Here is a 24,294-nt window from a genome sequence, read left to right on the forward strand (position 1 = left end):
CAAGGACCTCGGTAATGGAGTTTAAGGATTAACGATGGCCACCTCCCTTCGACTAATAACCAAGGATAATTACGAGGCTGTTTGCGATCTAGATGTTGCCTTGGAGCAGCAGGAATATGTCGCATGCAATCTGTGGTCACTGGTAGAGGCACAGTTCAATACTGGGTATGAAACCCGCGCAATTTATTTTGGAGAAAATCCAGTTGGTTTTTTTATGTGGGTCAAGGAAAACCATGAAAAGATGTCTATATGGCGTTTTATGGTTGACCAGAAATACCAGCAAAAGGGAATAGGCAGGGCTGCCCTGAAGTTAGCCCTGCATGAGATCAGGCAGACCCCCACTAAGCAAATAAAGATTTGCTACAACCCCAAAAACCCAGTTGCTAAAGATTTCTACTCTAGCTTTGGCTTTGTAGAAGTTGGAATAGATGACGATAACGAGGACATGCTTGCCATAATCGACCTCTCCAATACAGAAGTCCAAGTTGAGCCCTGTACGTACCAGTAGCTTTAGAGCATAGAGTTATGATTACTTAGCGAAATGGACAAACAGGCTTAACTCCGCTCCAAACGGTTAAGCTCTGATCTTCCTTGTTGTCGGTAGGCGCTCCACTCCGGCTCTTAAAAGAGCCCTCCTCTATAGTCAATCGCATTAGCGCTGTGCCCTTGCGTTCCTGGATGTTGGGAGGGCGGACCTGCTCCCATCGGTCAGGCTCAATATCGTTCATTATGACTTTAAAAGCCTCATCGAACTCCCGGGAGTCATGCACACGTTCCCCACGGCAAAACAACACTGCCGAGCGATAGTTGGCACTGTGGTGAAAAGCAGATTTTGCCAGCACCCATTCATCGTATTGTGCAAATGAAATACAGATTGTTTCCCCCGCATCTACCAGCTTCTGCAAACGGCTTTTATTTGCCACATGGAAATACAGGAAGTCTCTCTTCCGCCATACAGTCAATGGAATAATGACCACCTCCCCATTCTGTATAAATCCAACATGGCCGAGCTTTAGCTCATCTACCAGCTGATACACAACCTCCCTTTGATAGCTGGCTCTCTTTGCCGCCCGACGTATCCTGCTCTTTGCAGTGGCAGGCAACTCAGGGCCAAAATGATTGGTAGTGTCCATAGAAACCTCCTTACTAACCGCTGCTCATTCAATCTATATCGCCAATCTAAGAAGTTACTGGTACTATGAAAAGGTCCAGTTTTTGCTCTTTCATGGTGCCAGTTTTGAGTGTTCCAGACTTCACTGACCTAACCCTGGATCGGGCCCAACCACTACAGGCCCAGCTGTATCGAATGCTTGTACAGCGCATTTGCAGTGGTCGGTTGAGCACCGGCAGTAAATTGCCATCTTCCCGCAGAATGTCGGCGTCTCTGGGAGTAAGTCGCAATACCATTACGCAGGTATTGGAACAGTTAAAGGCCGAAGGCTTCCTCACCAGTAGATCTGGTCAAGGCGTGTTTGTCTGTGCATCACTGCCGCCACATGTGGAAGCCCCCCAGCGAATGAGCTGGCAATCGGATACTGATCATCCACCACAGCTGTCAACTTTCGGGGAATCGTTAAGAAATGCACCGCTTGTCAGGGAGAAGCTATTGCCCTTTACACCGGGATTACCGGATCTCGATAGCTTTCCTTTTCATCTATGGAATCGCCTCTATCGGCGGCATCAAGACAGAACAGCACTCATCGGCTATGGCCCCAGTCAGGGCTATCAGCCATTAAGACAGGCATTGGCAGAATACTTACGTAACTCCCGGGGAGTCCGCTGTAGCGCCGAGCAAATCATTATTACTAACGGTGCCCAGGAGTCCTTGAGTCTCTGTGCACAAGTCATACTAAATCCGGGGGATACCGTAACCATGGAAAACCCCGGCTACCGACGAGCACGCATCGCTTTTCAATCCGCCGGTGCAGACCTCCATTTGGCAGGACTAAAAAATGGCTCTCTGGATGTAGAATCACTGACAAAGCACAATCACACCGCCAAGCTTCTCTATACCACCCCTACACACCAATATCCGATGGGTGGAGTAATGCCTGCCAGTGACCGCTTAAGGCTGCTGGACTGGGCAGCAAGCTCTGAAGCCTGGATATTGGAGGATGACTACGACAGCGAATTCTCATTTGTACACAAACCCGTGGCAGCGCTGCAAGGAATGGCGGAGGACACACCTGTACTTTATATGGGCAGCTTTAGCAAAACTCTTCAGCCCGGTATTCGTCTGGGCTATATGGTGGTTCCCACACCAGTGATACAGGTATTTAACCACGCCAAAGAGATGCTATCTGGTCACTCCCCCCTACTTGCCCAGGCCATAGTTGCCGACTTTATTGAAGAGGGACATTTCGTACGACACCTGCGTAAAATGCGCATCAACTATCGGGAAAAATGGCTGCATTTTTGCGGTTTGGCACGACATAAACTTGAACCCCAGGCGCAACTCATCGCAAGTAGTGCCGGAATGCACGTGGTACTCGCCACGCCCGGCAGGAATGACGTAGAACTGTCAAAGCAATTAGCCGAACACCGCATCGGTAGCACTCCACTTTCTTTTTTCTATCCCGACAAATCCTTGAACCATGGCCTGGTATTAGGGTTTGCCAATACCAGTAAACAGCAGCGAGAGGACTGTATAGATCTTCTGCAGCGTTTTTTGACAAACTCATCCAGCTAGCAAACTTTCAATATCACTATTATTGGCAACAGCATTTCTATGCTATGACCAATAGAAAATACTGTTAGTGCACCTCCTATGCACACTCACCCTGCACATGCCTGATCAACCCTAGCCTGAAGTTATCCACACTTTCCTATTGCCGATAAAGACAACAACTGGGATAGATACACGCTGAAATAGCGAACTTTTTTTTGGCACAAGTATTGATCTATGGGAATCGAATTCAACTAGGATAGGATTTATGCACAATTCCAGCCAAACTTTAGATACTAGCCAAACAAAAACGGCAACCTCGTCAACTGCATGGCTAGCCATGATAAGCCTTTTTTTAGGCGCCGCCTGTATCCAACTGGTCATTACGCGCTACCTTAATGGCGAGGTGGCACCGCAGGCCTTTGCAGCCGCATTAGAGCAGCTTATTCAAGCGGAAGAAGCCCCCACAGCCATTCAATCTTTAGCCATATTTTTTACGCCGCACATCACCAGCCTGACCTACTCACTGCATTTTGCCATTCTACTTGCCGGAGCACTCTTAATATTGCGGATATTAATGCCCCTAGGCGCCCTACTCATGTTTGTAAGCTTCATAGTATTATGGGGCTTTACTTATATGGGCGAAAATAGCTGGTTCTTTGAATTTTTATCACCGGCTTTGTATGCATTAGTCTTAGCGGTAAGCAGCTATAGCCTCACCCCAAATATTCAGAAACCATCCGATCACCCCTCATCTCATCCAACGCCCTATTACCAGCGTCTATTGGGCGATATTCTGGCACCCGATATAAGCTTTTTGTCCTGGTGCCTCTGGGTGATTGTGGTATCTAGCGTGCTGTTTGCGATATTTTTGATGTCGCGCAATGGTGGCAATCACATACTTCTAGCCAGCCTATTATCCAGTATCACCATTGCCGTCCTAGCAATACTTTCGAAATTTTTAGACCGATATCGCGTAGTCGCACAGACACAACAATCCAATCTGCTGGTAGGACGTTGGATTAACCTGTTCACCATCATCATTGGTGTTATGTTGATTTTCCAGGTTTATGAAGACAGCTTACTGAACTGGTTTACCGTAGAGGGCTATAGGGGACTGGTGAACTCCTATGTAGAATACGGAAACACCCCGTTATGGTTTCGCAACGCATTAGCCTGGGTTGCAGAGCATGCCAATATTTTTATGCCCATTCAAAGGGTTTTCGAAGTCTCTGCTGCAATCTGCATGGTCATATTAGTTTTTCGTTTCCCTATTGTTCTATTGACCACCGGGCTATTCGCCATTCTTTCCTTTACCGAATTCGGAGTAACCAATATTTGGCCCCCAGCACCTGGCAAGCCCCCGGCCTGGGTGTTTGAGCTACTACTCACAACGTTAGTGAGCTTAACCTGTGGCCTCTACTATCTTTTTGATGCTTTGAAATGCAAATCCTGGCGTTACTGGCTGCTTGGTTCCAAGGTGTTTGAATCCATATCTAACCTGGATAAACGCCTACTTTTTGTCTTATTTTTCATCTTGGAAATAATTTTATTTTCTGAAGGAGCCATCAGTAAAGAAAACGATATACTGGCATTACATTTTGCATTACTCGCACTGATTCCTTTATTTTATATATTGATACTTATAGATATCTTTAGAAAAGATATCACAACGCTCTAACCATCAATTAGATTTAAACTTGGTTAAAATGATATCTGGCCAGGCTCAACTCCTCACTTTATCATTCACATAATTAATCCGTAGAAAAAAATTCGTTAAAAATACAACATGAGGTTAAAGCACCCCATTTGATAAGCCGCTACTTTAGCTAGAACAAACTAATACTATAAAACTACTCTTAAAGACAGATATCTATTGATACCTGCCAAATAGCACATAAAGAATTTTTAAAAAAATTATCTGATAAGCGTAATTTCTGTGCCGCTTTCACTCTGATCAACCCAGGTCCAACGGGCACTGGGATTGACGTCAGGGAAATAAATATAGTAATCGCCGGAGAGTGGAACTGCCGAAAGCTTAACAGTACTGTTTACACCTATACAGCCGCTTGTATCGCTAACGATATAGAATAAATCTGATATCTCGCCACTCGTTTTTGGTAATTCATCATAAAATTCGGCAGTGTCTATCAGAGGCTCTTTTTCATCTACAACAAATAATATTTGATCTGCCAGATACTGTTTGACCTTAATTATGTCTTTATCTTCCAAGCAATTTTGATTATTATTTCCGAATCCCTTGAAGTGTAAATTAAGATCATACCTATCAGCTTCCGTCTTTGTATCAACCACTTCGGGCAAGCCAATACCCTCATCATTGGTCTTCATATAAGTCCCAGAAGGACTGACGAGATAGACCCTATCAACACCCACACCTGCAGCCTTTGATTGACTGGCGCAAACCAACCCTACAGCTAACAATATAAATTTAAAATTAAAATTAGATCGAATATTCATTTTCCCAGCATCCTTTTTTACATTTAATCTAAAATTATATTGATTCCATCATCATACCTGATATTAATTCGATTATTTTTTAATTGAGTAGATTCAGAAAAATAACTTAAAACTGACGAACACCTCACAAAGATAACAGAACCATCAAGCTAGACCCGATATATCAGAAATTGGAAGATACGCAGGTGTAACCACTTAAATTAAACATGACACGATGACATAAGCTTCGAATAAGAGCGATTTTTAAGCTAAGAAACACTATCGAAAATATTATAATCAGTCTGCATTCCAGGAAAATCAAACTAAAATTAGAAGAAGATATAGTAAGTTATGAGGCTAAGTTAAACACCTCGCAATTCTAAAAGATTTCGCATTCGCTTAGAAAGTAGCAGAATTTTATCAATGGTTGATCTCGCCCCAGCTTTACCCAAAAAGAAAAAATGGCCTCCCGGAAGGGACTCTGAGAGATAGTTTTCAGAAGTCTTAACTAAGCGCTTTAGTTCTTCCCAACGTGTTAGAGAAAGCTCCTTAAAACTCTTATCTCTTAGCACTTCCCTAATTAAAACTCGACTTCTAATAAATGCCCAGTCGGCTGTATTTAGCAGTACGTTTTCCGCATCACAAAGTGAATCTCCGTGGATAACTACAGGAAAAGGATAATCTTCATAACCAAAAGTATTAGCTGACTGGATACTTCCTTGAATATCATCAATAAAGCGGTTTTTCTTATACATTAAACCGGTGCCAATCAGGCCTACTGGTGTAGCCCCCAGCATACGCTCTCGATAGACTTCTTTCTTTAGAATAGGATGGCCATTATATTTACCTTGATCTTCCAAAGCTTGAAAAAACCAAGGATATAGACATTCTCGATTGGCTAAGCCCTCGGGTGTCATGGTGATATTTTCTGAATTAGCCTTTGGCATAAAGCCGGGAACTGCAGGATCTCCAGACATTGCGACAAACATCGCAATTGAAATCTTCTTTCCAATAACCTCCTTCCCAAGAGCTCCGGCAATCTTACATCCCATACTCCAGCCGCAAACGATCACCTCACGTTGTAAGTTATTCCTAGAAACCACCTCATCAATCACTTCAGCGACTTGCTTTCCCCAATCGGCAATCGTAAAGCTGGGATAGAAGTCATCAAAAACCTTATTGGCAATTGGGAAAGAGACAGCCAGGAAGGGATGGCCTGAGCGATGAACCCAGTAACTGATAAAATCCTCTTCCCTGGCCTCAGGACAGCCATAGAAGATACGTGCCAGATGAGAGTTACCCGGTATGAACACCATTAAAGGTTTGGATTTTTCCGCAGCAATATATCGGTAAAGAACAGGAAAGCCAGCTGCAGAGCCCAAGACTTCCCCTTCTTGCAATATCCCAGGCTGTATTTTTTTCATGCCTTTACCAAGACTGAAGCCCTACAGGCACGCTTCGATGCAGGGTTAAAGAAACCACTATAGAGAAAGTAATTAAATGCTGCACCAGCCTGATTAACCGGGCGCTTTGCCCCAGACTTCCTCCAGTCGCTGATCTCGCCCACAACGGAATCGATAGTACTTATAACGCAGTGGATTACGCTGGTAATAATCCTGATGGTAAGCTTCCGCAGGATAAAATGTAGCTGCGGGTTTTATCTGGGTCACCACTTTCTTACCCAGCTCGGCCTCTACTTTCTTCTTACTCTCTTCGGCCAGTTGTTTCTCTTCTTCATTGCCGTAGAAAATTTCAGCGCGATACTGGTCACCCCGATCACAGAACTGTCCACCAGCATCAAATGGGTCCACATTGTGCCAGAAGATATTGAGTAAATCCGAGTAACTCACTTTGTTAGCATCATACTTAACCTGAACCACCTCAGCATGACCGGTACCACCAGCGGAGACCTGATCATAAGTGGGATTTTTCACGTGACCACCGCTGTAACCTGAGGTGGTTTCCAGCACGCCATTCACTTTGTCATAGGGTGGTTCCATACACCAGAAACAACCACCGGCAAAAATAGCGGTACGGATATTTGGGGAATCCTGGGCATATCCGAGGGTGGCAGCCAGGAAGATAAACAGAGTAAAGACGCCGCGCATAACTAATTCCTGTGGACAATTCTATTGATAGGTAATCTTCTGTCGGCTTACAGGGTGAAACTCTTACAGTGTGACACTACCCTGGCAAGCACGCAGGAAAATATCGCGATATTCCACTGCGTTAAAAGACATGGGATTACTGGCTGCAGACGGATCTTCTGCAGCCAAACGTCCAATCTTATCGGCATCATCGCTACCAATACCAATTTCTTCCAAAGTATGAGGAATACCCAGCTGCTTACGCAGGCCAATAACCCAGTTAAGCACTGCATCAAAGCCGCTCTCAAACATATCTTTCCCGGTCAATTGCAATGAGAGTGCCAATTGTCCCATGGGAACCTCTATGGCTGGCCTGTTCGCTACAAGGACATAGGGCATCAATATGGCATTGAGTAAGCCGTGATGTTTATCGTAAAGGCCACCAAGTGGGTGGGCGAGTGCATGGATCGCACCCAAACCTCGCTGGAAGGCTGTGGCCCCCATACAGGAGGCAACCAGCATCTGCTGACGTGCTTTTAATTCAGTGCCTATCATATAGGCCCGTGGAAGGTAACTTTTAATCAGGCGCATACCCTGTAGGGCAATTCCCTCAGCCATAGGGTGATACATAGGTGAGTAATAAGATTCCAAGTTGTGAGAGAGGGCATCCATCCCAGTCGCCGCGGTAATTTCTGGTGGCAATCCCAAGGTAAGTTCGGCATCGAGAATCACAATATCCGGCAAGATATTAGGGTGGAAAATCAAGCGTTTAATTTGCGCAGCTTCATCGGTAATCACTGCTACACGCCCTACCTCCGAGCCTGTTCCAGCAGTGGTAGGTACTGCAATCACTGGCACCATACCATTAGGATCGACACGCTTGTAATTATCACCAATATCCTCGAATTCCCAAATGGGCCGGCTCTGCCTGGCCATTAACGCGATTGCCTTGCCGGCATCAATCGCTGAGCCACCACCAAAGGCAATGACTCCATCGCAATTTTTACTCCTTAAAATTTCGACGCCTTGATCAATATTCTCACTATTAGGGTTGCCTTTTATCGCTGAGAAAACTTCTAGTTCTAGGCTATTTTCCCGACAGGGAGTATAGGCACGCTCAATCAGTGGCATAGTGGCAAGACCGGGATCTGTCACCACTAAGGGGCGCTGTATATTCAATTCAGCACAGGCCTTGGCAAGATCCGCTATTCGCCCGGGTCCAACCCAAATATTGGTAGGGAAATTCCAGTTTACCCGGTATTTATCCACATTTGCCTCTCTATTTATCCAGTCCAGCCAATGCCCTCAATGACTTTCTGAAAACAGCTAATCTGCAACCTGTAAACGGGGCTTTATTGAGTTAACCAGATTAAAAATCAATGTACGGTTTATCGAGTTACAATCTTCCCAGTACCCTATTCCAAAATGATCCTCACCATTTGCCATAGACCAAATCTCTCCACACATCCCTTCATCTTCATAGCTCAGAAAATAGCCGGAAAATTGTCCCAGTTGAATTGCGGTAAGGGCTGCCTCACCCTCGTCGTAGTCATTTAGGAAAGTTTCAGTTTGTTGCTGTGCAGTTATCCCTTGAGAAAACCCTATTTTCAGTTGCGCATTGCTACACCGTTTCCTTAGCTCCATGCCCATTTCTCCATCAACCGTCTGTATGTACCACTTTTCCGGGAGGTCTATTGAATAATTTTCTAGCTCGTATTCCGCGGCACTAATCAATAACGGAGAAAAAAATGACAATACTATGCAACAATGTATGTACTTCACCTCAACACCTCCACCCAAATACCCACTCTATGTAACTTATAACTCACTAACTATTCAACGGTGTGAACTTTCATTGTGATAGATTTAACCACTTCGATTACCGGCGAGAAATCCACCGAATTACAGTCACTTTGAAAGTGTGCAACCAGTAAATCGATTCCATCGCCCAAAAACCAGTTTGCCATACACTTTCCTTTCGATTTAAAAGTGACGAAATAACCGGAATAATTACCAATCTGCACTGAAGAAACCGGATGTTCCAATGGATGTTGTTCTAAAAATACGTCAGGATCGCCACCATCTTTTAATAATCCCTCTCTCAGAATGTAGGCCATCAAGTTACCGGTGCCTTTCTGTCGAAATTGAATTCCTATCTTGTTGTAAGGGTCTTCGTACCTTGACCACTCACCGGGAACATCTAAAGTAATATTTTTATAAAGATAAGGTTCCGCTTTTAGCACCAATGAATTGAGTAAAAGTAACCCTGCAACACAACTTTTAATCAACCTCACAGAAATTCCCTCTTTAACGGTTCCCTAGCCTTAAATTTTAAAATGGAAGGACTTGGGTCTAGTTAACTGCTCAAATCCAACCCGGGACAAAGTACACCCCCTTCCGGACCGCTTTACCCCAGTCCAGGCCAACTCTGGGTCCAGGTAATCACACCGATTAAGGAAAACTGTGCCTACCTGTAAATGATCCCCAATTGCCAGGGCGACCTCTTCATCCTGTGAAAAAATTGCTGCGGTGAGGCCAAACTGGCTGTTATTCATAAATTCTAGAGCCTCGCCATCATCATGCACTTTTTGCACCCCCAATACCGGTCCAAAAGACTCCTCACGCATCAGGCGCATTTTTTGGCGTACTCCAGTCAATAACTGTGGTGCCAAATACTGGGTACCGCGTTTATCCAGCGGGAAGTCACTGGTGCTCAGGTGCGTCTTGGCGCCCTCGGCCACAGCTTCGTCTATTTGTACACGTACTCGATCAGCGGCTTCTGCACGAACGAGGGGGCCTAGTGTGGTGTCCGGATCATCCGGGCGGCCAAGCTGATATTTGCCAACCAGAGCGACGGCACGCTCTACAAATTCGTCGAATAGTTTTTCTTGAACATAAACACGTTCAATGCCGCAGCAGGATTGACCTGAATTAAAAAATGCGCCATCTACAATTGTCTCCACCGCCAGCTGAAGATCCGCATCTTCCCGTACATAGGCAGGATCTTTACCTCCCAGCTCCAAACCCACCTGAATAAAGCGGCCTGCTACGGTGCGCTCCAAGTTTGCCCCGGCTTCTACCGAACCCGTAAAAGCGATGTGCTGGATTTCCTCCGCGCATGCCAACCTTTGGGTGTAAGCGTGATTCAGGTGTAGAAACTGAAATACCCCGTAGGGTAGTCCTGCCTCTCTAAACGCCTCAACCATTCGCTCTGCACAGAGAGGAGTTTGCGCAGAGTGCTTCAAAATTACAGCATTGCCCGCCAATATTGACGGCACCACTGCATTTACAGCCGTCAGGTAAGGGTAATTCCAAGGGGCAATTACAAGGGAAATACCCAGCGGTTCGCGACGAATAAACCGGGAAAACCCCGGCTTGGCTGACAGCTGGATATCTGCGAGGGCCTCTTCCGCAATATCTGCCATGGCTGAAGCGCGCTCGGCAAAACCATCAATTTCCCCGGGGGCGAAACGTATTGGCCTTCCCATCATCCAACAAATTTCCTCAGCCAGACGATCTCTGCGCTCCGCAAAAAATTCCACTGCGCGGTGTACAATAGCGATACGTTCGATAAGAGGGGTTAGGCGCCAGGCCCGCTGGGCCGATGCCGCTCGATCCAAAGCCACACGAATTTCAGCTTCGCCAGCCAGCGCTCTTTCCAGGTACACGCTGTTATCTACAGGGGAAATACATCGCAGGTGGTGCATATTGGAAATCCCTTTAATTAATTTTCACCGGTTTCCTACCAGTGAAGGAAAGACAACTGGGTTACGCTTTCAAAAAGACGGGCAACTGCCCAATTAAAGTACAGATGTGAATGGCTTAAATCAGATTATTTCGAAATACCTATCCAGCTCCCAGTCAGTCACATGACGGCGATATTCACGCTCTTCCCATTCGCGACTGGCCGCGAAGTGCTCAACAAATTCACTGCCAAACAACTCCTTAGCAGCTTCAGAGCTTTTGAAACGCTGGGCTGAATCCCACAGGGTAGCGGGCAACGTTTGCTGGATCTCGGGCGTCAGTGCATAGGCATTGCCCTCAATAGGATCGCTTGGCTGCCATTGCTGCATCACGCCATACAGCCCAGAGCCGAGCGCTGCAGCCAGAGCTAAATAGGGATTGGCATCGGCGGCACCAAGGCGATATTCCACTCGCTGCGATTTACCGTTGCCAGGAATAGCGCGCAGCGCTGTAGTCCGATTCTCAACTCCCCAATTAGCGCCGGTAGGCGCCCAAAAGCCGGGTACCAGGCGACGGTAACTATTTACAGTGGGCGCCAACATGGCCAGAAACTCAGGCATCAGGCGCTGTTGGCCAGCAATAAACTGGCGCATAATTTCGCTGACCCCTGTGGGTTGGCTTCTATCAAAAAATGCCGATTCACCATTGTCCGCACTGCGCAATGAGAGGTGGATATGGCCACTTTGTCCGGGGTAATCACTGGACCAACGCGACATAAATGTCGCCATTAATCCCATGCGTTGAGCCAGGATTTTCATAAATGTTTTAAACAGGGCGGCCTTGTCCCCTGCAGCCTCTGCTTTATCCACTGCAATTGCGGCTTCAAGAACTCCTGGACCCGTTTCCGTATGCAACCCTTCCAGCGGGAAATCCATGCGCTCCCCCATATCCAGGATTTCCCCGTACAGTTCGGAATGCACAGAGTTGCGCAATATTGAGTAGCCAAACCAGTCCGGGGTGAAAGGCTTCAGATCGCGAAAGCCCTTTTCGCGCACGGAATGCGGCGTTTCATCGAATAGGAAATATTCATACTCAAGGGCAGCAAAGGGCTCAAAGCCCGCTGCCCGGCAGCGCTCCACCACCCGGCGCAAAGCCGCGCGGGGGCATACTGCCTGGGCCCGCTGATCAAACTCAGCCAGAAACAGCAACATATTCTCTTCAAAGGGAATATCTCGGCAGCTATCTGGAAGTATCCGCACAGGAGCATCCGGATACCCTGTATGCCAACCGGTATAGCGGGCGTTGTCATAGAGCTGGTCTTTTACATCCCAGCCCAGCACCACATCACAAAAAGAGAAGCCCTTATCCAAGGAAGAGAAAAACTTTTCGCGGCTCATATATTTGCCGCGCATGACACCATCGATATCGAAAAGGCCCACTTTGACATGACTGAGGCCGCGCCCTTCGACAATCGCACGGGCCTCCTGAACGGTTTTAACCTCCCTGGCTTTTAGCATTTCCGTCCCTGCCCCGTTGTTGTTATCAATGACTTACAGGATAGACCCGCCAGCCAAATCCTGACGCCCGATATTTCCCCAGGGGCGTGACTTTCAGCTGTGCCGAACTGCATATATAATCCGCGCTCCAAATTTTTCGTTTTACCCAGTTCAGGACCAGCAATGAGCTTCGACAAGATCCCCGCAGGTAAGGACCTGCCCAGCGATATCAACGTTATCATCGAGATCCCTGCCAACTCCGACCCCATCAAATACGAGGTGGACAAGGACTCTGACGCCGTATTTGTGGATCGCTTCGTTGCCACTCCGATGTTCTACCCGGCTAACTACGGCTACGTGCCTCAAACCCTGTCCGAAGACGGCGACCCCCTCGACGTGCTGGTTGTCGCGCCTTACCCGGTAATGGTTGGCTCTGTTATCCGCTCCCGTGTAATCGGCGTTCTGAAAATGACCGACGAATCCGGTGTAGACGCCAAACTGCTGGCGGTACCTCACACCAAGCTGACCAAGCTGTATGATCACGTACAGGAAATTGGCGACCTGCCGGAATTGCTGCTCAAGCAAATCGAGCACTACTTCGAGAATTACAAAGCCCTCGAAGCCGGCAAGTGGGTAAAAGTAGAAGGCTGGGCCGACGCTGAAGAAGCCCGCAAAGAAGTGCTTTCCTCTCGTGAGCGTTACCTGAAGGAAGAAGGCTGAGAGCCACTTCCTTTAGCTAGGCTCCTGGGCACAAAAAAACCGGCTTTATGCCGGTTTTTTGTGCGTGGAGACTCCCTCAGAGGGAATGATTTATGTTTAGTCCAGATCCCACTTGGGAATATTGACTGGGGCAGCCTCCGCCTCAGCGCGCTCACTCTTATCAAGCAAAAGTCCTTCCGCCGCACGCAGGCTGATATGGTCAGTGGAAACCTCGACCGCAGCCACTTGCTTGCGCTCATGATCTTTGACCAAATTTCCCTCCATGGGCGCAAGCGTCCAATTGGGTATCGGGGAACTGTCGGATTCAGGTGTTCCCTCAGGCTGAACAGTCTGTGCCTGTATGGTTTTGGGCTTGGCGGTTGCTATCCCACTCTCATCCTTCAAGGTTACCTGGGCACCGATTTTGGCCAAAGTGGCTTGAAACTGCTCTGCCTGGGCTTGGCTGAGGCCTTTTCGCAAGATCAGTGGACGACCACTGAAAAGTTTCTCCACTGCCTGCGGGGTGCTCTTAAACAGGCGCGCCATATTGGATTTCACATCGTTCGCAGTAAATCCGTCGATCAGGTCACCGCGGAAAACCAAGCTATAGGTGGCTTGCGACATTACTTAATCCCTGTGTTATTCATCCGGGTCCAGAGTCTGGTCCATGGTAAAGGCAGGAGCTCCCTCAATTCGGCCACCAACTTGGCGCGCTGGCACACCAGCTACCGTGGTGTGATCGGGCACATCGTGTAATACCAGGCTGCCAGCAGCAATCTTGACATCATCTCCCACCCGCACAGGCCCTAATACCTTGGCACCGGCACCAATCATCACTCCGTGACCGATTTTTGGGTGGCGATCGCCGGAGCCCCGGCCACTGCCACCAAGGGTCACAGAGTGGAGGATGGATACATTGTCCCCCACTACACAAGTCTCCCCCACAACCAGACCAGTCGCATGATCAATCATAATACCGCCGCCAAACTTCGCCGCCGGGTGAATATCCACAGAAAACTGCTCCGACACCCGGCTTTGGAAATACAAAGCCAGGGTGAAACGCCCCTGCTTCCAAAGCCAATGGGCAATTCGGTGGGATTGCAGCGCGTGGAAACCTTTGAAATAAAGAAACGGAGTCAGGTATTGATCGCAGGCCGGATCACGATCGTACCAAGCGCAAATATCAGCATGCATCCGACTGGAGATTGAGGGATCACTCTCCAGGGCGGAAGCAATAACTTCCTGCAGTGAAGTGGCAGTCAGCGCATCGTGATCCAACACAGCAGCCAACTGGTCGGCAATTGCATGCTCCAGCGATTTGTGGCGCAGGATAGTATTGTGGAAATAACTCGCCAGGATCGGTTCGCCACTGGCAGCGGCAGCGGCCTCCGCACGCATGGATTTCCAGACATCACGGGGCTCGATCGAGCTGTCGATAATGATTTCCTCGCCGGTCTTTTCCACTTTCCTGTTACTTCCCAATTGTATATGCCAAGGGCTGAAGCCCCGCGAAGCTTGGCAGGAATGGCAGGACCTTTCAAGCGCCGCCCACTGGGGAATCCGGGGGCATAACAAGGCGGCGCCCGCTTCGTTCTCAGAGCGGCATAATCTCCGGATAACAGTGATCCGGGATCCACACAAAGCGCGTATAGATTTCCTCAAGATGCTCACACACGGTATCACACAGGGCCAGGTCACCGCGGCGCAGCTGTTCCTGCAGGCGCTCAATCGTCAATAGATCCTGCAATTCCTTCGCACGCGGTGCATAACTCAGGTGCCAGCGCTCAGGGGCCACCCCCCCCTGATCTGTGGCGAAGGGGCGAAACAAGCCATAGCTCTGCGCGGAGGCAATACGCTCATCCAGCCAGAGATGAAATGGGCCAAAAATGCCATTGTCCGCCACTTCCTGGGGGGTTAGCTGAACATCGTAGCCCTCCGGGAGGGCAGCCGCATCGATCATATCGAAGTCGGTGCCCCAGTGGTGGCGGGAAGCACCAGGCAATGCCGACCAACGCAATATGGCCATGACCAGCTCTCGCGGTGGCAATCCGGAAATTTCCAATGCCACTCCCTCGCTGTCGAGCACCGGCCTGAGTCCCTGTGCCTTGCCGTTCCAGATCGTGCGCTGGCGCTCAAAGCTACGAAAGCCTGAGGCGATCTGGGGATCAAAGCCTGCCTCGCGGGCATCACGTCTCAGGCGCTGGAAGGCCACCAGGGCCTCGGGGTGCAGCAACTGGCCCGAAGTTGGATCGAGGATGACATGCTCATCGGTGAGTCCAAAGAGCATACGTTGTAGCGGAACAGATAACATTTGACTCCTATAAGCGGGCGATTTTTGTAATGCGGTCTAAAGTGAACAAACCCAAGGTGCCTACTCTATCAAAGAGCAATACGGAATAAGCAGGTCAGCCCGGAATTGTAGGAAAAGCAATTGGCGCTGTCACAAAGGTACCGATGGTTAGGTTTACTGATCGACAATTAAATTATGTTAAGTTCAGCCCGCGATCGATGGAGAGATCGTATTAACTGAACGTTAAACCTTGTAGGGAAAACTGAATGCACCCGAGTCAATCAGAGTTACTGAAACTGAAAAACCTGGGCCTGGCCTCTGTAAATATCCTGCACTCTATCGGCATCCGCTCCCATGAAGACCTGCGCCGCATAGGCCCAGTGGAGGCGTTTATCAGTATTCGCAATCGCGGCATCAATGCCTCCAGAGTCATGCTCTACGCTCTACAAGGCGCTTTATTGGACGTCCACTGGAACGACCTGGACCCAGACCTGAAGCAAAAGCTGGCCAGCGAGGCTGACCGACTGCTGGCCACTCAAAACTTAGACTAACGCGAACAGCCCAGATTTCTCCCAACGATTTAACGCCCGGATAGCCCCTGCGGGGATGGAAAGGGTGCTCGGCATGGTATTGCATATCGCCCGACTGTCACACAAAACGCCCCGCCCTATCTAAACTTACTCAAAGACGATTAGATGGAGAGAGCCGATGTTACGCATTGGGCTATTCCTGCTGACTAACTTGGCGGTCCTGGTTCTGGTTGGCATTATTTTCAACCTTTTTGGCATAGGAGGCATCCTCCAGGCCAATGGCGTTGACCTGAACCTCGGCGCCTTACTACTTCTCTGTGCACTATTTGGTTTTGGCGGCTCTTTCATCTCGCTACTGCTTTCCAAAACCATTGCACGGATGACCACCCGCACCCAGATTATTACCGAACCCCGCAGTGCCGATGAACAATGGCTGGTAGAGACAGTGCGGGAACTTTCACGCAAAGCCAACATTGGCATGCCAGACGTGGGGATATTCCCCATGCCCCAAGCCAACGCCTTTGCCACAGGCTGGAATCGCAACAACGCCCTGGTTTCTGTCAGTGCCGGATTGTTACAGCGTTTTAGCCGCGAGGAGGCGCGTGCAGTTATCGGGCATGAGATTGGACACGTGGCCAATGGGGACATGGTAACCCTGGCTCTGATCCAAGGAGTCGTGAACACTTTTGTCATGTTCTTCGCGCGCCTGGTCGGTTTTTTTGTCGACCGGGTAATCCTGCGCAACGAGCAGGGACTGGGAATCGGCTACTACATCACCTCTATCGTCATGGATATCGTCTTTGGTTTCTTTGCCATGATTATCGTCGCCTGGTTCAGCCGCAGGAGGGAGTACAGGGCAGACCACGCAGGTGCAACACTGGCTAGCCCCAATTCCATGATCGCAGCTCTGCAGAGACTCAAGGTGGAATCCGAGCGGGGCCACGAAGAGCCACTGCCTGGCAATATGAAAGCCTTCGGAATCTTTGGCAACATGGGCGCACTGCTGGCCACACACCCACCTCTGGATGATCGCATCCAGGTTCTGCAGAATTTCCGTAAATGATTTTCACGCAACTGCACAAGCGCTGTTGTTTCGAATTATCCACAGGTGCAGATTTTATTCTGGTAAAAAAAAGCCTGTGAATACATTGATCCTGCAGGTACAGGTTTGCATAAACGCCGCTGTCTTTTCGCCCCCGGCTCAGGCGAGGTAAACTTTCCAGCAAATTGACAAAGGAAAAACTGCTATCCATGACAGCGCTAAAAACTCTGCCAATTATTTTTTCCTTAATGCTCCTCTGCCTCACATCTCCCCTGTATGCACAAGTCCAGGACTTCGCTACCGATGATGAGCGCAACACCATGCAGGTGTTCAATTTTGCCAGCCCGTCGGTGGTTTACGTTACCAACGAAGCCCTGGTGCGCGATCGCAGGACCCTGCGACTGCATGCTGTACCCAAAGGTGCCGGTAGTGGTTTTATTTGGGACGAACTGGGGCACGTGGTTACCAATTTCCACGTAATTGAAGGTGCGCGCAAAGTTACCATTACACTACAAGACCGCAGTGAATGGCCTGCCCAGCTGGTGGGCTCAGCTCCAGAGAAAGACCTTGCCGTACTGAAAATTGAAGCGCCTAAAGAGCGATTAAAACCTCTTGTAGCCGGTACTTCCAGCAACCTCTCGGTGGGGCGCAAGGTACTCGCCATCGGCAATCCGTTCGGCTTGGACACCACGCTCACCACTGGGGTGGTGAGCGCTCTGGGGCGTGAAATTGAAGCTGCCAATAATCGCACCATCCGTAATGTAATCCAGACCGATGCTGCCATTAACCCCGGCAATTCCGGCGGCCCACTGCTGGATTCCCTCGGGCGCTTGATCGGCGTCAACACGGCCATTTACAGCCCCAGCGGTACCAGCGTGGGAATTGGGTTTGCCATTCCGGTGGATACAGTCAAGAAAATCGTCCCGGAACTGATTGCCCACGGCCGCCTGGTTCGCCCCATACTCGGCATTGAATCCGCACCGGATCAATGGAGCAGTCGTTACGGTTTCGAAGGCGTAGCCGTATTGCGCATAGCCCCGGGGCTTCCCGCAGAGAAAGCGGGCTTACAAGGCATTTATCGCACACGCCAGGGAGGGTGGCAGCTGGGGGATGTGATTGTTGAAGTGGAGCAGCAACCCATCCGCAGCTACGACGATCTGCTCAACGCTCTGGAAAAACATCAGGTAGGTGACGAAATTACTTTGGGTATCATGCGCGACGGGACAATACGCTACACCTCGATTACACTCGCGGCGCCGCAATAGAGCAATAATAGATCCCAGAGCCGACTTTATGCAGAAATACTTCCTGTGCCGCTACGATGAATTGAGCGAGGGACAGTCGAAAGGCTTTTCCCTCGGCGATACTGCCGCCGGAACTGACAATGTCTTTGCCGTGATGAAAGAGGGGGAGGTTTATGCCTATAAAAACACCTGTCCACACCGCGGTATCAACCTCGACTGGCAGGAAGACCAGTTTCTCGATCCGGATGGGGCCCTGATCCAATGTGCCTCTCACGGGGCTCTGTTCCTGATTGAATCCGGTGAGTGTATCGCTGGCCCCTGTACCGGCGATGCACTGACACCTGTGCCTGTGGAATACGCCCAGGACGGCCTCTACGCCCTGCTGCCGGAGTAGGGTTTATCTTGCCGGGCCGTTCCTGCCCGGCCATTCATATCAACCCCCTCAGCGAAATGGCAGTTCCTGCGCGAGGACAATTTCACTGGCGCCTAGTTGCGCCTTGTAAGCGAGCACCTGCACACCGGCTGAAACCGCACTGTCGAGGGCGTCAGCATAGGCGGGGTCAATCTCACGCGCGGCCTCAACACTTTCGATACCACTGTGCTGAACACAATAAAAGAGTACTGCACGCACTCCGTCTTCAGCCAATTTCTGCAATTCCCGCAAATGTTTAGCGCCGCGGGCACTCACTGCATCGGGAAAGTAACCGCGCTCCCCATCTGCCAAGGTGACATTCTTAACCTCCACATAGCAGTCCCCCTGATCACCGGACAACAGAAAATCAATACGGCTATTCTCATCCCCGTAACGCACTTCCCGGCGCAGGGACTCGTAGCCTTGGAGTTCGCCAATTACCCCGGAGCGTATTGCCTCCTCCACTAGAGCATTAGAGCGCCCCGTATTTACACCGGCCAGGGCGCCATCGGGGGTGGTGGTGATCTCTAAAGTATGGCGGTACTTGCGTTTGGGATTACCCGAGTCCGAATACCAACAAGCGCCACCCTCAACCCAACAGTTCTTCATGGAGCCGGTATTAGGGCAGTGAATAGTGAAAACCTCCCCTTCTGAGGACTCCACATCTGCGAGAAAACGTTTGTAACGACGCAACAGGGTTGCCTTTTGCAACGAGGGGGTAAACTTCACGGGCTGGCACTCTTGTACATTTCAGCGCCACAAAATAGCAGACAACTATTTGTGGCGCGAATCGCGTAGATTTGATAGCTTCCTCGCTCTCGGTCGCCGGGGTATCGGCGGCGGAAACAAGGATTAGCCTGCCACCGCAAGCTTTTTGACAGGTGAAAAAAGCATCAAACAAAAAGATTCCGGTCTAGGCTAGATTGAATTTGGTGGTATCGCCCCCATTATCGGGGGCCCGTATAGAAAGAGAGGCAACGACTATGCCCAAAACTGCTGCGAGCACCGATTCTCTGCACGGCTTTGAGCCCTACAAGGAGACTAAGGGCGAAGAGTACATGAATGAGAAGCAGCAGGAGCATTTCCGCAACTTGCTGTTAGCCTGGAAGGCCGAACTGATGGCGGAAGTGGACCGCACCGTTTCCCACATGAAAGACGAGGCCGCAAACTTTCCCGATCCCGCCGATCGCGCCAGTCAGGAAGAGGAGTTCAGCCTTGAACTTCGCACCCGCGATCGCGAGCGCAAACTGATCAAGAAGATCGACGCCACCCTGGAGCTGATTGACCAGGATGACTACGGTTTCTGTGAAGCTTGCGGGGTTGATATTGGAATCCGCCGCCTTGAGGCTCGCCCCACCGCAACCCTGTGTGTGGACTGCAAGACTCTGGCTGAAATCAAAGAAAGACAGATTTCAGGCTGATCCATAACTAATAGAAATCCGGTGATCCCTAAGGGGCACCCGGCGCGAAGGGGCGGTCGACGGGACCGCCCCCTGTCATTTTGAAAAGTACTCACCCCTATATTGGTCGATTCGCTCCCTCCCCAAGCGGCCCCCTGCACTTTGGCTCTTTGGTGTGCGCACTTGGCAGCTACCTGGATGCCCAGTCCCATGGAGGCCACTGGTTGCTCCGAATGGAGGATCTCGACCCACCGCGCGAAGAGCCCGGCGCGGCCACCCGCATCCTGAATTCCCTGGAGACCCACGGCCTGCATTGGCACGGTGCCGTGGAATGGCAGAGCAAGCGGCACAGATTGTACGAAGAGACCCTGGCGCAACTGCGTGAACAAGACCTCCTGTATCCCTGTTACTGCTCACGCAGCCAAATCCGCCAAAATGGCGGGCACGACAACCTTGGTTGCAGAGTCAAACACAGTGGCAGTGGCCCCTCTGCCCTACGCCTGCAATGTGCTGGTGACGAGGAGGTATTCGAGGATATCTGGCGCGGGGAACAACACCAACCGGTACGTGAAGACACGATCCTGAAGCGTCGCGATGGCCTGTACGCCTATCAGCTGGCAGTAGTGGTGGATGATATTGCCCAGGGGGTTACCCAAGTGGTGCGTGGCGCCGACCTTTTAGATACCACTGGCGCACAGATCCGTCTGTTCCACATACTCGGCACAACCCCTCCGGTCTTCGGGCACCTGCCTCTGGTAATGGGCCCAGGGGGAAAACAGAAACTCAGCAAGCAAAACCACGCGCCAGCTATCGATGACAATAAAGCGGCAGATAACCTGTGCGCCGCATTAATTTTTCTCGGTTTCCATGTGCCCGAAACACTGAGACAGGAGAAACCAGAACATATTCTGAAGTGGGCCACAGCCCGTTGGCAACGACACCAAATTGATAAGCGCGACCGGCAATTGCACTGAACTGCTGAGACATTTAACATTTTTGCGCCAGCCGCACCCACCTTTTGGGTAATATACGCATATCCCAATAGCGCCTTGCCCCTAAATCCAAGGTGATCCCGGCCACCATTAATGCCTTTTCCCAAACGGGTTTCCAAGACTGTCTATGAGCAATCGCACCCTGTTAATACTGCTCGTGCTAGTGGGCTATGTGTTTTCACCCACCATTTTTACCTGGATGATCAATCCCGTTGGCGCCTGGTATCGCCCTTTTATTCTCTGGTTCGTTTTGATCCTGTTGGCGATTTTTATCCAATGGAGACGCAAATCGAATGAGCTTTGAAATAGCCCATATCGCCCTGATTGGCGTCGTTTATATTGCCACTCTGTTCTTTGTGGCCTTCGCCACCTCAAAGGGCTGGCTGCCCGCACGCTGGGTACGCCACCCACTCGTTTATGTCCTCTCCCTGGGGGTTTCGCTGTCTGCCTGGACTTTCTACGGTATTGTCGACCTGGCCTGGCAGTATGGTTATGGCGTATTGGCCTACTACCTGGGCACCGGCGCTATGTTTTTATTTGCGCCAGTAGCTCTAGAGCCGTTAGCGCGGCTTGCCCAGCGCTACCAACTGTACTCCCCAGCGGATCTACTGGTTTTTCGCTACCACAGTCGCCAGGTAGGCATTCTCGCCACCCTGTTCATGTTACTGGCACTGTTACCACTGGTAGCTCTGCAGATACAGGCGGTATCTGAAACCCTGGCTCTTTTATCCCGGGATAGTGTTGCCGCGCTCGGTTTGCCAGACAGTGGGGTTTCCAGCAAGAACCTCATTGCTTTCTTCTACTGTGTGCTTTTGGCGGTGTTTACCAGCATGTACGGCGCGACCCGCGAACGGGGCGAGGGCCTGGCCAGTGCTATGGCGCTGGAATCCCTGGTTAAGCTGGTTGCTCTCACTGCGGTAGGTGGCTATGCCGTTTATGGTGTATTCGGCGGTTTCTCGGGGCTCGACCAGTGGCTACTTGAAAACAGCGATATGCAACAGCTGCTTTACACTCCCATTGAACAGGGCTCCTCCCACACCTTACTGTTGGTATTTATCGCCACCGCTGTGGCCATGCCGCACATCTTTTATCTCAGTATCGCTGAACGCCCCACAGGCCAGGCCTTGCGTACCGCCAGCTGGGGCTTCCCCCTATTTCTGTTACTGATGGCACTGCCAATCTTTCCGATTATGTGGGCGGGCTTCGCCCTGGATGTGGCAGAACCGGTGCAGTACTTCTCGCTGGCGGTGCCGAGAGCCAGTGGTTCAGCGCTGCTCACCACGCTGGCCTTTATCGGCGGTCTCTCCGCTGCCACCGGCGCGCTCATTATGATTACCCTGGCATTGTCCACCATGGTAATGAATCATTGGCTGCTGCCCGGTACACGCTGGCACTCAGAGGACAATATGTATCGCCAGCTGGTGTGGCTGCGCCGTGCGCTGATTGCCGCGCTGTTTATTGCCGGCTTTGCCTTCTACCTTCTGTTGAACAACCGCCTCTCCCTATCGGACCTGGCATTACTGGCGTTTATCGGGTCATTGCAATTCCTGCCGGGAATATTCGCGGTAATTCACTGGCCACGCGGCAACCGGCGCGGCTTTATCGGGGGACTGCTGGGCGGTATGCTGATTTGGGGCTGCGGCCTGATGTTGCCGTCTATTTTCGACTTAACCGGCATCACTCTGCCCGGTACATCGATTCAGATACCTCTAGGAATGTCGATCTGGACACAGATCACCACTCTATCCCTCAGCATCAACATTCTGCTATTTGTCGGGCTGTCACTCTTTACGCGCACCAGTAACCTGGAGCAATACGCTGCTGATCTTTGTAGTGATGACACTATTGCTCAAGCGTTACGATTAGGTCTCGATGTGGAATCCGCAGCAGACTTCCGTTTGCGTCTTGCGGAGAGTCTCGGTGCCGCCACCGCCAATAAAGAGGTCAAGCGCGCCCTCAACCAGCTCGACCTGCCGGATGATGAGCGTCGACCTTACGCCCTGCGCCAGCTGCGCAACAAGCTTGAGGCCAACCTCTCCGGGCTACTTGGGCGGGTGCTGGCAGGGCAGATTATCGACCGCCACTTCCCATTCCAGAACAGCGATCAACCGGCTAACAAGGATATCCACTTAATAGAAACGCGCCTGGGACGCTATAAACACCAGCTCACCGGGCTTGCAGGGGAGCTAAACAACCTGCGCCTCTACCATCGCCAGATGCTGGAAGAGCTGCCCATGGCTGCCTGCTCCCTGGGCCGGGACGGTGAGGTACTGCTTTGGAATTACGCCATGCAGGACCTGACCGGTATTGCAGCCGGCGAGGTAATCGGCTCCAAGCTGGAGTACCTCGCCGAGCCCTGGCGCGGGCTGCTGGCGGAATTTGCCGAATCCTCTGATGCCAGCCGTTTTAAGCAGCAGGTGAGTCTGGATGGCAACAGCCACTGGCTCAATTTACACAAGACGCGCCAGAAGCGCAGTCGCAACGATCGTGTACGCAACGAGCGCGGCGACGGCCAGATGTTATTGCTCGAAGACATTACCGAAACCCAGGTACTGGAACAGGAGCTGATTCACAGCGAGCGTCTGGCTTCGGTAGGGCGCCTCGCTGCCGGAGTCGCCCACGAGGTTGGCAACCCTGTGACCGGCATTGCCTGCCTGGCACAGAACCTCCAGTTTGACTGTGACAACCCAGAAGTACTGGACACCGCCGACCAGATACTTAGTCAAACCCAGCGTATCAGCCGGATAGTGCATTCATTGGTCAACTTCTCCCACAGTGGCAGTCAGGAGAGCGAGCATGCCCCAGTAGACCTCTATGCCTGTGTGCAGGAAGCAGTAAACCTTCTGTCCCTGCAGCGCGATAAAACTGAAGTGCGTTTCGACAATACCGTACCTGAGGACCTGATCGCTCCGGGAGATAACCAGCGCCTGATCCAGGTATTTATCAACCTGCTCAGTAACGCCCGCGATGCCAGCCCCGATGGCGGTCATATTCTGATCGAGGGCTACATCGACAACGGCAGCGCCTGTGTCTCTGTAACTGACAACGGGCCCGGTATCTCAGCCAAGCACCGAGACCGTATACTCGAGCCATTTTTCACTACAAAAGAACCCGGCGAGGGCACCGGCCTCGGCCTGGCGATGGTATACAGCATCGTTGAAGAGCATGGAGGCCAACTGGAGTTAGTGAGTCCCGCCAACCGGGAGACGGGACGTGGCGCCAAGTTTATTGTGCAGCTGCCACTATCGGGTTGAGGCGTAGATTGCCAAATTGAATATTTTTTAATCAAAAAGCAA

25 protein-coding genes are annotated in these 24,294 nt (G+C 50.6%); 12 read left to right on the forward strand and 13 right to left on the reverse strand.

Translation table 11 applies throughout. The annotated features are described in order from the left end of the window. The first annotated feature begins 34 nt into the window (after positions 1-34). Positions 35-508, forward strand: coding sequence for a GNAT family N-acetyltransferase (locus tag ACJJJB_RS14975; protein WP_445365098.1), 474 nt, complete (start codon positions 35-37; stop codon positions 506-508). A gap of 25 nt (positions 509-533) precedes the next feature. Here the strand turns inward: ACJJJB_RS14975 and ACJJJB_RS14980 are convergent, their stop codons facing one another. After that, complete coding sequence (locus ACJJJB_RS14980; protein ID WP_353375968.1) at positions 534-1,133, reverse strand: pyridoxamine 5'-phosphate oxidase family protein; 600 nt, start codon at positions 1,131-1,133, stop codon at positions 534-536. 104 nt (positions 1,134-1,237) lie between these two features. Here ACJJJB_RS14980 and pdxR point away from each other — a divergent pair, with 104 nt between their 5' ends. Next, a complete protein-coding gene (pdxR, locus tag ACJJJB_RS14985; RefSeq protein ID WP_445365099.1) occupies positions 1,238-2,689 on the forward strand; it encodes a MocR-like pyridoxine biosynthesis transcription factor PdxR in 1,452 nt (483 codons plus the stop codon). A 244-nt stretch (positions 2,690-2,933) separates the two neighbouring features. Next, positions 2,934-4,346, forward strand: coding sequence for a hypothetical protein (locus ACJJJB_RS14990; protein ID WP_445365100.1), 1,413 nt, complete (start codon positions 2,934-2,936; stop codon positions 4,344-4,346). A 236-nt stretch (positions 4,347-4,582) separates the two neighbouring features. On the opposite strand, the gene ACJJJB_RS14995 is transcribed toward ACJJJB_RS14990, so the two are convergent. The 8 genes from ACJJJB_RS14995 to ACJJJB_RS15030 all read right to left on the reverse strand — a co-directional run bounded on the left by ACJJJB_RS14995 (position 4,583) and on the right by ACJJJB_RS15030 (position 12,410). Then, on the reverse strand, positions 4,583-5,143 hold the full coding sequence (locus ACJJJB_RS14995) for a hypothetical protein (protein WP_445365101.1): 561 nt from the start codon (positions 5,141-5,143) through the stop codon (positions 4,583-4,585). Positions 5,144-5,484: 341 nt separating this feature from the next. Continuing rightward, positions 5,485-6,546, reverse strand: a complete 1,062-nt coding sequence (locus ACJJJB_RS15000) for a hypothetical protein (protein WP_445365102.1) — start codon at positions 6,544-6,546, stop codon at positions 5,485-5,487. 93 nt (positions 6,547-6,639) lie between these two features. Beyond that, positions 6,640-7,230: a peptide-methionine (S)-S-oxide reductase MsrA gene (msrA, locus tag ACJJJB_RS15005; RefSeq protein ID WP_020412436.1), complete on the reverse strand. Its 591-nt coding sequence runs from the start codon at positions 7,228-7,230 to the stop codon at positions 6,640-6,642. 63 nt (positions 7,231-7,293) lie between these two features. Continuing rightward, the gene (locus ACJJJB_RS15010; protein WP_445365103.1) at positions 7,294-8,478 is read right to left on the reverse strand and encodes an iron-containing alcohol dehydrogenase; all 1,185 of its coding nucleotides are present in this window, start codon (positions 8,476-8,478) and stop codon (positions 7,294-7,296) included. Positions 8,479-8,535: 57 nt separating this feature from the next. Further along, positions 8,536-8,991, reverse strand: coding sequence for a hypothetical protein (locus ACJJJB_RS15015; RefSeq protein ID WP_020412434.1), 456 nt, complete (start codon positions 8,989-8,991; stop codon positions 8,536-8,538). 50 nt (positions 8,992-9,041) lie between these two features. Further along, the gene (locus ACJJJB_RS15020; RefSeq protein WP_444946200.1) at positions 9,042-9,503 is read right to left on the reverse strand and encodes a hypothetical protein; all 462 of its coding nucleotides are present in this window, start codon (positions 9,501-9,503) and stop codon (positions 9,042-9,044) included. Positions 9,504-9,533: 30 nt separating this feature from the next. Further along, the gene (locus ACJJJB_RS15025; RefSeq protein WP_445365104.1) at positions 9,534-10,916 is read right to left on the reverse strand and encodes an aldehyde dehydrogenase family protein; all 1,383 of its coding nucleotides are present in this window, start codon (positions 10,914-10,916) and stop codon (positions 9,534-9,536) included. Positions 10,917-11,036: 120 nt separating this feature from the next. Further along, positions 11,037-12,410 (reverse strand): glutamine synthetase family protein, encoded by a 1,374-nt coding sequence (locus tag ACJJJB_RS15030; RefSeq protein ID WP_445365105.1) that lies wholly within the window; start codon positions 12,408-12,410, stop codon positions 11,037-11,039. Between the two features lie 162 nt (positions 12,411-12,572). On the opposite strand from ACJJJB_RS15030, the gene ppa reads away from it, so the two are divergent. Then, positions 12,573-13,109 (forward strand): inorganic diphosphatase, encoded by a 537-nt coding sequence (gene ppa / locus ACJJJB_RS15035; protein ID WP_020412430.1) that lies wholly within the window; start codon positions 12,573-12,575, stop codon positions 13,107-13,109. 96 nt (positions 13,110-13,205) lie between these two features. Here ppa and ACJJJB_RS15040 read toward each other — a convergent pair whose 3' ends face one another. The 3 genes from ACJJJB_RS15040 to ACJJJB_RS15050 all read right to left on the reverse strand — a co-directional run bounded on the left by ACJJJB_RS15040 (position 13,206) and on the right by ACJJJB_RS15050 (position 15,399). Continuing rightward, complete coding sequence (locus tag ACJJJB_RS15040) at positions 13,206-13,712, reverse strand: hypothetical protein (RefSeq protein WP_020412429.1); 507 nt, start codon at positions 13,710-13,712, stop codon at positions 13,206-13,208. Positions 13,713-13,727: 15 nt separating this feature from the next. Further along, positions 13,728-14,552 (reverse strand): serine O-acetyltransferase, encoded by an 825-nt coding sequence (gene cysE / locus ACJJJB_RS15045; protein ID WP_444901021.1) that lies wholly within the window; start codon positions 14,550-14,552, stop codon positions 13,728-13,730. A gap of 130 nt (positions 14,553-14,682) precedes the next feature. Then, positions 14,683-15,399 (reverse strand): M15 family metallopeptidase, encoded by a 717-nt coding sequence (locus ACJJJB_RS15050; protein WP_157533404.1) that lies wholly within the window; start codon positions 15,397-15,399, stop codon positions 14,683-14,685. A 245-nt stretch (positions 15,400-15,644) separates the two neighbouring features. Here ACJJJB_RS15050 and ACJJJB_RS15055 point away from each other — a divergent pair, with 245 nt between their 5' ends. The 4 genes from ACJJJB_RS15055 (at position 15,645) to ACJJJB_RS15070 (ending at position 18,588) form a co-directional block, all read left to right on the forward strand. Beyond that, entirely contained in the window at positions 15,645-15,929 is a 285-nt protein-coding gene (locus ACJJJB_RS15055; RefSeq protein ID WP_020412426.1) for a TfoX/Sxy family protein, read from the forward strand. 157 nt (positions 15,930-16,086) lie between these two features. After that, positions 16,087-16,971 carry a protease HtpX gene (htpX, locus tag ACJJJB_RS15060; protein ID WP_020412425.1) on the forward strand — a complete coding sequence of 295 codons (885 nt, stop codon included), beginning with the start codon at positions 16,087-16,089 and terminating at the stop codon, positions 16,969-16,971. A 188-nt stretch (positions 16,972-17,159) separates the two neighbouring features. Beyond that, positions 17,160-18,215 (forward strand): S1C family serine protease, encoded by a 1,056-nt coding sequence (locus ACJJJB_RS15065; RefSeq protein WP_020412424.1) that lies wholly within the window; start codon positions 17,160-17,162, stop codon positions 18,213-18,215. Positions 18,216-18,243: 28 nt separating this feature from the next. Further along, positions 18,244-18,588 (forward strand): Rieske (2Fe-2S) protein, encoded by a 345-nt coding sequence (locus ACJJJB_RS15070; RefSeq protein ID WP_020412423.1) that lies wholly within the window; start codon positions 18,244-18,246, stop codon positions 18,586-18,588. A gap of 48 nt (positions 18,589-18,636) precedes the next feature. Here the strand turns inward: ACJJJB_RS15070 and sfsA are convergent, their stop codons facing one another. Beyond that, positions 18,637-19,335 (reverse strand): DNA/RNA nuclease SfsA, encoded by a 699-nt coding sequence (sfsA, locus tag ACJJJB_RS15075; RefSeq protein WP_020412422.1) that lies wholly within the window; start codon positions 19,333-19,335, stop codon positions 18,637-18,639. A gap of 254 nt (positions 19,336-19,589) precedes the next feature. On the opposite strand from sfsA, the gene dksA reads away from it, so the two are divergent. The 4 genes from dksA (at position 19,590) to ACJJJB_RS15095 (ending at position 24,252) form a co-directional block, all read left to right on the forward strand. Further along, on the forward strand, positions 19,590-20,027 hold the full coding sequence (gene dksA / locus ACJJJB_RS15080; protein ID WP_020412421.1) for an RNA polymerase-binding protein DksA: 438 nt from the start codon (positions 19,590-19,592) through the stop codon (positions 20,025-20,027). Positions 20,028-20,107: 80 nt separating this feature from the next. After that, complete coding sequence (gluQRS, locus tag ACJJJB_RS15085) at positions 20,108-20,980, forward strand: tRNA glutamyl-Q(34) synthetase GluQRS (protein WP_444946195.1); 873 nt, start codon at positions 20,108-20,110, stop codon at positions 20,978-20,980. Positions 20,981-21,125: 145 nt separating this feature from the next. Beyond that, entirely contained in the window at positions 21,126-21,302 is a 177-nt protein-coding gene (locus ACJJJB_RS15090; protein WP_169337099.1) for a hypothetical protein, read from the forward strand. Then, the gene (locus tag ACJJJB_RS15095; RefSeq protein ID WP_445365106.1) at positions 21,292-24,252 is read left to right on the forward strand and encodes an ATP-binding protein; all 2,961 of its coding nucleotides are present in this window, start codon (positions 21,292-21,294) and stop codon (positions 24,250-24,252) included. The genes ACJJJB_RS15090 and ACJJJB_RS15095 overlap by 11 nt, the downstream gene beginning before the upstream one ends. Positions 24,253-24,294: the final 42 nt, after the last annotated feature.

The organism is Microbulbifer variabilis (assembly GCF_052468405.1).